The organism is Mesorhizobium delmotii (assembly GCF_900149755.1).
Lineage (GTDB): Bacteria > Pseudomonadota > Alphaproteobacteria > Rhizobiales > Rhizobiaceae > Mesorhizobium > Mesorhizobium delmotii.
Genome location: NZ_FUIG01000103.1, coordinates 26,266 through 36,993 on the forward strand (window position 1 = coordinate 26,266; position 10,728 = coordinate 36,993).

The 10,728-nt window shown below is 63.2% G+C and carries 10 protein-coding genes; 6 read left to right on the forward strand and 4 right to left on the reverse strand.

Annotated elements, in window-relative coordinates; genetic code table 11:
• Positions 1 to 47 precede the first annotated feature (47 nt).
• Complete coding sequence (locus BQ8482_RS35790; protein ID WP_342211012.1) at positions 48 to 275, reverse strand: hypothetical protein; 228 nt, start codon at positions 273 to 275, stop codon at positions 48 to 50.
• A gap of 45 nt (positions 276 to 320) precedes the next feature.
• Complete coding sequence (locus BQ8482_RS35795; RefSeq protein WP_023798910.1) at positions 321 to 584, reverse strand: hypothetical protein; 264 nt, start codon at positions 582 to 584, stop codon at positions 321 to 323.
• Positions 585 to 768: 184 nt separating this feature from the next.
• On the opposite strand from BQ8482_RS35795, the gene BQ8482_RS35800 reads away from it, so the two are divergent.
• Positions 769 to 1,200, forward strand: a complete 432-nt coding sequence (locus tag BQ8482_RS35800; RefSeq protein WP_123151821.1) for a hypothetical protein — start codon at positions 769 to 771, stop codon at positions 1,198 to 1,200.
• Positions 1,201 to 1,239: 39 nt separating this feature from the next.
• Here the strand turns inward: BQ8482_RS35800 and BQ8482_RS35805 are convergent, their stop codons facing one another.
• Complete coding sequence (locus BQ8482_RS35805) at positions 1,240 to 3,729, reverse strand: mechanosensitive ion channel family protein (RefSeq protein ID WP_123151822.1); 2,490 nt, start codon at positions 3,727 to 3,729, stop codon at positions 1,240 to 1,242.
• 218 nt (positions 3,730 to 3,947) lie between these two features.
• Between BQ8482_RS35805 and BQ8482_RS35810 the strand changes: the two genes are divergently transcribed.
• The 4 genes from BQ8482_RS35810 to BQ8482_RS35825 are packed head-to-tail and all read left to right on the forward strand — an operon-like array spanning position 3,948 to position 9,112.
• The gene (locus BQ8482_RS35810) at positions 3,948 to 5,207 is read left to right on the forward strand and encodes a sarcosine oxidase subunit beta (RefSeq protein ID WP_123151823.1); all 1,260 of its coding nucleotides are present in this window, start codon (positions 3,948 to 3,950) and stop codon (positions 5,205 to 5,207) included.
• Positions 5,208 to 5,215: 8 nt separating this feature from the next.
• Positions 5,216 to 5,512 carry a sarcosine oxidase subunit delta gene (locus tag BQ8482_RS35815; protein ID WP_123151824.1) on the forward strand — a complete coding sequence of 99 codons (297 nt, stop codon included), beginning with the start codon at positions 5,216 to 5,218 and terminating at the stop codon, positions 5,510 to 5,512.
• Positions 5,509 to 8,517, forward strand: a complete 3,009-nt coding sequence (locus BQ8482_RS35820; RefSeq protein WP_123151825.1) for a sarcosine oxidase subunit alpha — start codon at positions 5,509 to 5,511, stop codon at positions 8,515 to 8,517. The genes BQ8482_RS35815 and BQ8482_RS35820 overlap by 4 nt, the downstream gene beginning before the upstream one ends.
• Entirely contained in the window at positions 8,510 to 9,112 is a 603-nt protein-coding gene (locus BQ8482_RS35825) for a sarcosine oxidase subunit gamma (protein ID WP_123151826.1), read from the forward strand. Before BQ8482_RS35820 ends, BQ8482_RS35825 begins: the two co-directional genes overlap by 8 nt.
• A gap of 23 nt (positions 9,113 to 9,135) precedes the next feature.
• On the opposite strand, the gene BQ8482_RS35830 is transcribed toward BQ8482_RS35825, so the two are convergent.
• A complete protein-coding gene (locus BQ8482_RS35830; protein WP_123151827.1) occupies positions 9,136 to 9,840 on the reverse strand; it encodes a nitroreductase in 705 nt (234 codons plus the stop codon).
• A 294-nt stretch (positions 9,841 to 10,134) separates the two neighbouring features.
• Between BQ8482_RS35830 and BQ8482_RS35835 the strand changes: the two genes are divergently transcribed.
• Complete coding sequence (locus tag BQ8482_RS35835) at positions 10,135 to 10,728, forward strand: helix-turn-helix domain-containing protein (protein WP_123151828.1); 594 nt, start codon at positions 10,135 to 10,137, stop codon at positions 10,726 to 10,728.

Consider the following 10,728-nt stretch of genomic DNA (forward strand, 5'->3'; position numbering starts at 1 on the left):
ATCGGCGCTTCAAAGGAAAATGATGCGCGCCAGGCTGGGAACGGAACTCATGATCCATTTTTTGGAACGATGTGCAACACTGCGGCGCGATGCCCTTTGATGCTCGCCCACAGCGCCATGAAGGGACCGGCGAGCAGCAGGAACGGCGGGATCAGATTGGGAAAGTAGATGCGGGTGTCGTGGGCCAGCACCCCGAGCACCAATGCCGTAGACAGGACGCCGGCGGAGCGGGAATCGTTAAGTTTCGATGATCCAAAACCATAAAAGCCGGGCATTTGCCCGGCCTTCGAAAAACAAGTCGTCAATGTTTTTTGACGCGGTTACTTGATACGGGCGACGCCGCCTGAGATTTCGATCGTTTCCGAACCGGTCAGCGCCTCGAGGTCGCCATTCGGCATGGTAACGAAACAGCCGGTCGGGCAGAATTCCGCGGTTTCGCCGGCGGCCAGCGCCAGCTCCGTCTTGCCACCGCCTTCGGTCACGACCAGTGTGCGGGTCTCGGCGTCCTTGTTGGTCGCGCTGGCGGCGAAGGCTGAACCGCCCACGGCAAGAAAAGCGATGGCGGCGACGAGAGACTTCCACATTTGCAATATCGGTGTTTCCACCGCCTCTGTTGCATTTCGCAAGGCATTCTCGCCCTTTGCATGTGAGCTTATATGAGATGCAAGCTGAACAGCAACTGAATGCCGCATTCATGCCGCAATTGGTTTTCGGAACGTTCAGCCGAAGCGCCGTGTCGTTCCACAGCAGTGTTGGGAAGTGAAATAGATGAATGGCAAAAAGCCTTATCCATACCCGCCGCACACCAACCGTGAACTGGAGATGATGCTTGCTGGGGCCAAGCCCTTTGCGATGTTCGCCCACGAGCGCGTGGACGGCTTTGAAAAATCCGATGCATTGGCCAATCAGGACTTCGCGACCCATGTTGCAAATGGAACGCTGTCCGAGCATCTCCGAGCTTTCGAAGCAAAAGGACCGGGAGGAACCCGGCTCAACATCGACTATTATTTCTACGCCCGCGAGGGCGAAGCATGGAGAGTGGAAGCCTTTTCGCTGCTTCTCGAGCTTCTACACCGCGACGCCTGGTGCCCGCAGTTGGAATGGCTATCGGGAAAGCTCCTCGGATACACCGACGAGCAGAACCGGCATCACCTCTCAAGAACCTATCCGTCAGATCAACTCGATCACATAAACTTCTAGGGTGATCCGCCTTCCACGCTTTTGCTTGGATCTCAGCCTTCAATCGGGATCCGGCTTGCGGGTCTTGCGCCCGGATCTAGCCAGGCGTTTCGTCTCGGCCGCGGCTTCAGCAGCCGCGCGTTCCTGCTCGGCGAATTCGGCCTCGATCTGATCGTCATCGATCGGCCACGCCTCATGCTTCTTCTTCTCGACGACGGCGCGCGGCGCCGATGGAATTTCGATATGCTGGTCGGCGAACTCATCGAGGACGGCAAACCGGATGTCGTTCTGCACGATGTTGCCGTTCATCACGTCGGCCAGGAACACGCGGATTTCGAATTCGAGAGCGGCCGGCCCGAAATTGGTGAACAGCACGAAGGGTTCCGGATTTTTCAGCACCAGCGGATGGCCGCGCGCAATCTCCAAAAGGACAGCATGGGCCTGCTTGACGTCGCTGCCGTAGGCGACGCCGACCTTGATGTCGATGCGACCGAGCTTGTTGCGGTGCGTCCAGTTGCCGACGGCATTGTTGATCAGGTTTGAATTGGGCAGGATCACCGACTGCCGCTGGAACGTCTCGATCTCGGTAGCGCGCACGCTGATCTTCTTGACCGTGCCGCTGATCTCACCGGCGACGATCCAGTCGCCGACCTTGAACGGCCGCTCGGCCAAAAGGATCAGACCGGAGACGAAGTTGGAGACGACATTTTGCAGGCCAAAGCCGATACCGAGCGACAGGGCGCCCGCGACAAGCGCCAGATTGGAGAGATCGATCCCCGCCGCCGAGACGCCGACGAGTGCTGCGAGCGCCACGCCGGCATAGCCGACCGCCAGCCGGATCGAGTTGCGCACGCCGGTATCGACCTTGCCGCGCGCCATCACCGAGCCGTCGAGCCAGCCCTGGAACCAGCGCGTCAGGAAATAGCCGATAATGAAGACAATGATGCCGGTCAGGATGCCGGTCACAGAGATCGTCACCGAGCCGATGGTGAGGCCCGTCGCCAGCTTGTAGCCCCAGGCCTGGATGTCGCCGGGCTGGAAGCCCCACATCAACAGGATCAGCGGCAGGAACACCAGCACGATCATCAGGTTGATGGCGACGCTGACGACCAGGCCGAGCTGGTCGAGCGCGGACTCCTCATAGCTGGAATTGGTCGATAGCCAGCGCCCGATCGACGTGTTGGCAAAGCCGCCTTCCTCGCTGATCGCCCGCGCCGACAGGAAGCCGATATAGGCGGTGACCAGAATGGTTCCGGTGACCACGACCTGCCGCGAGACGAAGATGGCGAGGCCGATATAGCCGAGCAGCGCCGTGGCGATCGTGAAAACGCCGAGCGCGACGGCCGTGTAGCGCAGCCACGCCGGCCAGGGACGCCAGCTTCCGTCGGCGGCCTTGAACGGTTTCAGCAGCCCCATCAGGATCAGGATGACGCCGACGATAATGGTGGCGACAAAACTTCTGGCGATGGTCAGCGACAGCGGCGAGCCCATCTTGTCGTTGACGACCGACAGGAAATTGTTGACGCCGATCACCACCGCCATAGCGGTCGTCAGCCGCACCAGCCAGCGGGCCGGACCCGATTCAACAGGTATCAGCCGCCAGTTCGGCAGCCGCGGTTCCAGCGCCGCATTGGTCAGCCGGTTGACGCAGAACACCACCGCGATGACCGCAACCACCGCATTCAGGAAAACGCCAATGTCGCCGCGCAACACGTTGTAGTAGTTGAAAAAGAACACGGTCGAGACCAGGAAGACGCCGACCGCCAGCGTCGGCAGCAATGTCGACCAGAACGCCACCGACAGCCGGCTGAGATAGGACGGATCCTCGACGGAAGGGTCAGCTTCGAAGACACGCCCGAACAGGCGCCGCCCACCGACAAAAAGTACCGCCGCCAGGGAAAGTGCCGTCAAGGTCGCGGCCAGAACGGCCTGGAACTTGAACTTGAAGGCGAAGGTCAGCCACGATGACACCGCCTTGTAGAAGCCGGTAAATTCACCGTTGGCATCGGAAATGACCTCAGGGCTCAGGGCGTCGGACAGCACGTAGTGCTTGGTGAGCAGATTGCGAAACAGCTCGCTGCGCATATTGGCGATCTTGGCGATGAGGCCGCTGATGCGGATCGACAGATTTTGCGCCGCGGCGATGACAGCATTGATCTCGGCCTTTTCGGACGCCAGCGCCTGGCGTTCGCTGGTCACGATGTCGGGCTCGGGCGGCTGGCCCGCAGCCGGCAGCGCCCCAAGCTGATCGAGCCTTGCGTTGATCTCCGAAAGGCGCGGGCGGAAGGCAAGCGCGCTGTTCAGCGCACCTCGCGACATTTCCTCGAGCTGCAGGCGGATATCGACGAGGCTGGCGTCGTCGTCACCGTCCTCCTGGACTTTCTTTTCGAGATTGTCGGTCCTCGTCGTCAGGTCCTGCAGGATTTTCTGCTGGTCGGCGACCACCCCGGAGGCAGCCTGGTCAAGCCCCTGCGCCACCGCATCAAGCGACAGCGGCGCCGAGGCAACGATCGCCAGGACCAGAACGAAGCGGAGCAGTCGGAAAAGCATGATCGTTTGGCGACTCACAGGCGGCAAGGCGTTCTAAAGCTCGTCCTTGATAAAGACGCTCATACCAGGGAGCAAGCCGTCCCGCTCTGCTCGTCGATCTTGGCGTCGGCCAGTCGAAAAGCGATGGCGCAATATTGGCTTTGCGGCAGCGGCCTGCTCTATAGTGTGCCGCATCGCCCAAAACGGATGACAAAAAGCCAGAACGGATAACAAAAAGAATGGCGGAATATTCGGCCTTCTCGCTTCTCAAAAACGCGCTGACCGGCAACAAGGACTGGAAACCGGCCTGGCGCAAGCCGGACCCGAAGGCGTCCTATGACGTGATCGTCATCGGCGGCGGCGGCCATGGCCTGTCGACCGCCTATTATCTGGCCAAGGAGCACGGCATCACCAATGTCGCGGTGCTGGAAAAGGGCTGGCTCGGCTCCGGCAATGTCGGCCGCAACACGACGGCCGTGCGCTCCAACTATCTGCTGCCGGCCAACACGCGCTTCTACGAACATTCGATGAAGCTGTGGGAGAACCTCTCGCACGACCTCAACTACAACGTCATGTTCTCGCAGCGCGGCTGCCTCAACCTCGCGCACACACCCGCCCAGCTCGACGATTTTGCCCGCCGCGGCAACGCCATGCGCCATCTCGGCGTCGACGCCGAACTGATGACCACGGCCGAGATCGCACGCCTGGTGCCGGCGCTGGACGTCTCCGCCACGGCGCGCTTCCCAATCGTCGGCGGCCTGATGCAGCGGCGCGCCGGCACCGCCCGCCACGATGCCGTCGCCTGGGGCTATGCGCGCGGCGCCGACCGTCGCGGCGTCGACATCATCGAGAATTGCGAGGTCACCGGCTTCCTGCGCGACGGCGACCGCATATCAGGCGTCTCGACCTCGCGCGGAGAGATCCGCGCCAGGAAGGTGGCGGTCGCGGTGGCCGGCAGCACCGGGCAAGTCATGCGGCTCGCCGGCATCGATACGATGCCGATCGAGAGCCATGTGCTGCAGGCCTTCGTGACGGAATCGCTGAAGCCGTTCATCAACACGGTCCTGACTTTCGGCATGGGCCATTTCTACATGTCGCAGTCGGACAAGGGCGGCCTTGTCTATGGCGGCGACCTCGACGGCTACAACAGCTACGCCCAGCGCGGCAGTTTGCCTGTTGTCGACGAGGTGATGAGCGAGATGCTGGCGCTGTTTCCAGCTCTCGCCCGCGTTCGCATGCTGCGCTCCTGGGGCGGCGTCTGCGACATGTCGATGGACGGCTCGCCGATCATCACCATCGGCCCGCTGCCGGGCATGTATCTCAACTGCGGCTGGTGCTACGGCGGCTTCAAGGCGACGCCCGCCTCCGGCTGGTGCTTTGCCTGGACCATCGCCAAGGATGAACCGCACGACATCAATGCGCCATTCACGCTGGATCGCTTCCATCGCGGCCTGGTGATCGACGACAAGGGCCAGGGCGCGACGCCGCGGCTGCATTAGGAATTTCCATGCTGATTACCTGCCCCTATTGCGGCCCGCGCGACGTCATCGAGTTCACCTATCAGGGTGACGGCAACCGTGAGCGCCCTCAACCTGCCTCGCAGGACCTCGATGCTTGGAACGCCTATGTCTACGACCGGTTGAATCCGGCGGGTGACCACAACGAGATCTGGCAGCATTCCGGCGGCTGCCGCGCCCATCTCAGGGTCGTTCGCAACACGCTGACACACGAGATCTCCAGCGTCGCCTTCGCGCGCGGCGACCACAAATCCGTTGCGCGGCACAAGACGGAGGGCAAGTCATGAGCCCGCGCCGCACCGATTCCGGTGGCCGGATCGACCGGCTGCGAACCATCCGGTTCACCTTCGACGGCGCGCCCTACACCGGTCATGCCGGCGACACGCTTGCCTCAGCGCTGCTGGCCAACGGTGTCACCCTGTTCGGGCGCTCGTTCAAATATCACCGCCCGCGCGGCGTGCTGACATCAGGCGTCGAGGAGCCGAACGCCCTGGTGACGGTGTTGCGGGACGAGGTTCGCGAGCCCAACATCGCCGCAACCATGGTCGAGATCTATGACGGGCTGACCGCCGTCAGCCAGAACCGCTTTCCATCGCTGGCCTGGGATGTCAGCGCCGCCAACCAGCTCGGCGGCAGGCTTCTGTCCGCCGGCTTCTATTACAAGACCTTCATGGGACCCGCGATCGGCCCGCTGAAGAGCACGCGTTTCTGGATGTTCTGCGAGCATTTCATCCGTCGCGCCGCCGGTCTCGGCCGCGCCGGGACCGCTGCCGACACGGCGCGTTATGAGCGCATGAACGCTTTCTGCGATGTGCTGGTGGTCGGCTCCGGTCCGGCCGGGCTGATGGCCGCCAGGGCAGCCGCCGATCAGGGCGCGCGTGTCATCCTCAGCGAGCTCGAACCGCGTTTCGGCGGCTCGGCCAACTGGTCGGGCGAGACGATCGACGGGATGCCCGGGGCGGACTGGGCAGCGCGAGCCGCCGGCCAGCTCGAAGGCTATGACAATGTCCGCCTGCTGCCGCGCACCACGGTCTGGGGCTATTACGACGGCAACGTGCTCGCCGCGCTCGAACGGGTTACCGACCACAAGGAGAGGCCCGGCAAGGGCGAACCGCGCCATCGCTACTGGATCATTCGCGCCAAGTCGGTGGTCCTGGCCACCGGCTCCTTCGAGCGGCCGCTGGTGTTTCCGGGCAACGACCGGCCAGGCGTGATGCTGGCCCAAGCCGCCGAGCGCTATGCCAACGAGTACGGCGTGCTGCCGGGCCACAGGATCGCGCTCTTCACCAACAATGACAGCGCCTATCGCTCCGCCCTGGCGCTGAAGAAGGCCGGTGCGGCGATTGTCGCCATCGTCGACGTGCGGCCGGAGCTTTCGAGCGAGATGCGCGAGCTGGCAGATGAAGCGGAAGCCAAAATCCTTTCCGGTCACGCCGTGGTCGCCACCGAAGGCGGCAAGGCGCTGTCCGGCATCAAGGTGCAGCGCTTCGACATGGCCAACGGCGCGCTTGCCGGCGAGGCGCGCAGCATTCAAGCCGACTGCCTGCTGATGTCGGGCGGCTGGTCGCCGACCATCCATCTGGCCAGCCAGGCCGGCGCCAAGGCGGAATGGAATGCCGCCCGACAGGCCTTCCTGCCACCGAAGCCAACACAGCAGTGGCCAACCCAGCGATGGATTGGCGCCGGCGCCTTCACCGGCAGTTTTTCCACCGCCGAGGCAATCGCCGAAGGCCGCGCCGCCGGCCTTTCCGCGGCGGGTGGAACGGGTACGCCAGCGGCCTTGCCGGTCGTCGAAGCCGCACCCGGCGATCCCGATCCGGCGCCGGTGTTCGAGATCAGGGCCGATGGAAAAAGCTTCGTCGATTTCCAGCACGATGTGACCGCGGAGGATGTGCGGCTTGCGCATCGCGAAGGCTTCATCTCGGTCGAGCATCTGAAGCGTTACACCACGCTCGGCATGGCGACCGACCAGGGCAAGAGCTCCAACATACCCGGCCTCGCCATCATGGCCGAAGCGTTGGGCAAGCCGATTCCCGAAGTCGGTACGACCCGTTTTCGTCCGCCCTTTTCGGCCGTGTCGATCGGCTCGCTGGCCGCCGAACGGTTCGGCGACCTGAGGCCCGAGCGGCTGACGCCGATGCATGACTGGCATGTCGCCAACGGCGCGACCATGTATTCGGCCGGCCTCTGGCATCGCCCGATGATCTACGGGCTTTCAGGCGAGACAATCGAGCAGGCCTATGTGCGAGAAGCCAGGGCGACGCGCGAGAGCGCCGGCATCGTCGATGTCTCGACGCTGGGCAAGATCGCCGTGCAGGGCCCGGACGCGGCAGAATTCCTCGACCGGGTTTACACCAACATGTTCTCGACATTGGCCGTCGGCAAGGCCCGCTACGGGCTGATGCTGCGCGAGGACGGCCTCGCCTTCGACGACGGCACGACGTGGCGGCTCGGCGAACAGGACTTCTTGATGACCACCACCACCGCCAATGCCGGCAAGGTGATGCAGCATCTGGAGTATTTCCTCGACGTCATCTGGCCGGAGCTGAAGGTCCATGTCACCTCGGTGACCGACGAATGGGCGGGGGCGGCGATCGGCGGGCCAAAGGCGCGAGCCATTCTTGCTGCTTGCGTCACCGGCACTGCCGTCGACAACGCCGCACTGCCCTTCATGGGCATCGTGCACGGCAAGATATCAGGCGTGCCGGTGATGATCTGCCGGCTTTCCTTCTCCGGCGAAATGGCGTTCGAAGTTTACTCCGGCGCCGGCTACGGCACCCATGTCTGGGAAGCGTTGATCGAAGCCGGCAAGCCGTTCGGACTGGTGACTTACGGGCTTGAGGCGCTCGGCACGATGCGCATCGAGAAAGGCCACGTCACCGGCGCCGAGATCGACGGCCGCACCACGGCACGCGACCTGCATCTCGACTGGATGCTGTCCAAGAAGAAGCCCTTCATCGGCTCGGCGATGATGGATCGCGAGGGCCTGATCGCGCCCGGCCGTCTGGAACTCGTCGGCCTGATTTCGCTGGACAACCAGCCGCTCAACGGCGGCGCGCACATCGTCGAGGCGCTTGACGAAGCCAATCCGCACGACTCCATCGGCCACATCACCGCTTGCTGTTATTCGCCGGCGCTCGGCAAGTACATCGCGCTCGCTTTGGTCAAGGACGGCAAGGCGCGGCGCGGCACGCGCGCCCATATCTCCGATCCCCTGCGCAACCGGTTCGGCCCGGTCGAGATCGTCTCCAACCACTTCTTTGATCCGGACGGGAGCCGCATGCATGGTTGAGCGCCAATCACCGCTCGAGTTGGCACCGCTTGAGCCGGAACTGCGCACCGGCTCGCACGGCGATTTCGAACACGGCGTCGATGTCATCCTCTCCGAAACCAGGCCGGGGTCGATCCTGCAGCTCGCTGCCTGGCCGGGCCAGGAGAAGGAGTTGATATCAGGTATCCGCGCCGTGACCGGCCTCGCTCTGCCCGATGGCGCCGGCGCCGGCAGCACCGACGGCGTGAGGTCGGTGTTCGGCTTTGCGCCGGGAAAATTCACTGTCGTCGATGAGGCCGAAGGCTTGGCATCGGCCTTTGCCAATGTCGTCACCCCGGCGATCGGCACGGTGACCGACCTGTCGCATGGCCGCACCGCGATCCGCATCGCCGGACCGAAGGCCGAATGGGTGCTGGCGAAATTCTTCGCCATCGACTTCGCGCTGCCGGCCTTCCCGGTCGGTGCCGGCCGCTCGACCATGCATCATGACGTCTTCGCCCAGATCCAGCGCACCGGCGCCGACCAGTTCGACATCTATGTATTCCGTTCGTTTGCGCGCTCGTTCTGGAAGGCGCTCTGTCACGCCAGCGAGGAAGTCGGCTACGAGGTACAGTAGACCGAGACGGCGTATCGTCACCCTCACTTGGCGAACGTCACCCACTCTTCCAGCGGCGCGCGGTCAGTGCGGAACTCGTTCTCGGGCTTGGACGTGTCCTCATGGCCGAGCGCCATGCCGCAGACGACGATCTCCTCGTCGGGAATGTTGAGCACCGGCCTGATCTGCTTGTGATAGGGTGCAAAGGCGGCCTGCGGGCAGGTGTGCAGGCCCCTGCCCCGTGCCGCCACCATGATGTTCTGCAGGAACATGCCGTAGTCGATCCACGATCCCTTGTTCAGCCGCCGGTCGACGGTGAAGATCATGCCGACCGGCGCGTCGAAGAAGACGAAGTTGCGGTCGTGCTGCGCGCGCATCCTGTCGACCTCGCGACGGCCGATGCCGAGCACGCCGTAGAGACCGAAGCCGTTGGCCCGCCGCCGGGTGAGATAGGGTTCGAAGAACTGGTCGGGATAGTAGCGATACTCGTCCCAATCGGCCTTTTCGGCGCGGATGCCGGAGTTGAGGATGGCGTCGGTGATCTGCTGCTTGACCTCGCCTTTGGTGACGTAGACCCGCCAGGGCTGCATGTTGGTGCCCGAAGGTGCACGCGCGGCAACAGAGAGAATGGCGCGGATCGTCTCGTCATCGACCATGTCAGGCAGGAAGGCACGCACCGAACGGCGCGAGGTTATCGCCTCGTCGACGATCGCCGCATCCTTGGCAATTCGGGTGTTGTTTTCCAGCATGGGCCGTCCTTAGCGCATGACCCCGGAAACCGGAAATCGGTTTCCGGAAAGGATCATGCGCAGTCTAGAAATGATAGAGCGTCCTTTGCGCGTCCAATTGGACGCGCGGCGCTCTATCGTGGGTCTCGACCGGGCGCCCTCACTCGCCGTTCGTGGCCGAGCCTTTGCCTGAACCGTCAAAATGGCGCAAGCAAATCTTGTGGCCTCATGAAAATCCTCTTGATTTTTTCACGAACTTGACCTCTCATGAAATTTGCCCCGAATTTTTCACCAAGAGAAATTTCATCAAGAAAAATGGCTTTGCCCTCATCCGCCGTCAGATCGGAGCAGGAAAACCGCGAACGGCTGCTGGCCGGCGATATCAGGGCGCTGCGCAGGGCGCGCGGGCTGACGCTTGCCGAGACGGGACTGAAGCTCGGCCGCTCCGTCGGCTGGGTCAGTCAGGTCGAGCGCGGCCTGTCGATACCATCGCTTAGCGATCTGCGCGCCTTCGCAGAATTGTTCGGCGTGCCGGTCAGTCTGTTCTTCAGTCACGACGTGCCCGTCGAGAACGAGCGCGGCGTGGTCGTGCGCGCCGGCAGCCGCCGCACGCTTGGCACAAGCGATTCCGGCCTGGTGGAGGAGCTTCTGTCGCCCGATCTCGGCGGTAGCTTCGAGATGCTGCGTTCGGTCTTCGCGCCGGGTGCTGAACTGAAGACCGAAGCGCGCCGACCGACGGAGGAAGCCGGATATGTCGCTTCCGGCAGCTTCGACATCGAGATATCAGGCGTCTGGCACAAGCTTGGCGAAGGCGACTCCTTTCGCTTCGACGGCAAGCCGTTCCGCTGGCGCAATCCTGGAGCGGAGCCAGCGGTAGTCATTTGGGTGGTTTCGCCACCTGTTTATTGA

What these genes read in the sequence shown, in the direction of transcription:
- BQ8482_RS35805 (WP_123151822.1), bottom strand. Translation starts at nt 3,729, where the DNA reads ATGCTTTTCCGACTGCTCCGCTTCGTTCTGGTCCTGGCGATCGTTGCC.
- BQ8482_RS35820 (WP_123151825.1), top strand. Translation starts at nt 5,509, where the DNA reads ATGAGCCCGCGCCGCACCGATTCCGGTGGCCGGATCGACCGGCTGCGA.
- BQ8482_RS35830 (WP_123151827.1), bottom strand. Translation starts at nt 9,840, where the DNA reads ATGCTGGAAAACAACACCCGAATTGCCAAGGATGCGGCGATCGTCGAC.
- BQ8482_RS35800 (WP_123151821.1), top strand. Translation starts at nt 769, where the DNA reads ATGAATGGCAAAAAGCCTTATCCATACCCGCCGCACACCAACCGTGAA.
- BQ8482_RS35790 (WP_342211012.1), bottom strand. Translation starts at nt 275, where the DNA reads ATGCCCGGCTTTTATGGTTTTGGATCATCGAAACTTAACGATTCCCGC.
- BQ8482_RS35810 (WP_123151823.1), top strand. Translation starts at nt 3,948, where the DNA reads ATGGCGGAATATTCGGCCTTCTCGCTTCTCAAAAACGCGCTGACCGGC.
- BQ8482_RS35795 (WP_023798910.1), bottom strand. Translation starts at nt 584, where the DNA reads ATGTGGAAGTCTCTCGTCGCCGCCATCGCTTTTCTTGCCGTGGGCGGT.
- BQ8482_RS35815 (WP_123151824.1), top strand. Translation starts at nt 5,216, where the DNA reads ATGCTGATTACCTGCCCCTATTGCGGCCCGCGCGACGTCATCGAGTTC.
- BQ8482_RS35835 (WP_123151828.1), top strand. Translation starts at nt 10,135, where the DNA reads ATGGCTTTGCCCTCATCCGCCGTCAGATCGGAGCAGGAAAACCGCGAA.
- BQ8482_RS35825 (WP_123151826.1), top strand. Translation starts at nt 8,510, where the DNA reads ATGGTTGAGCGCCAATCACCGCTCGAGTTGGCACCGCTTGAGCCGGAA.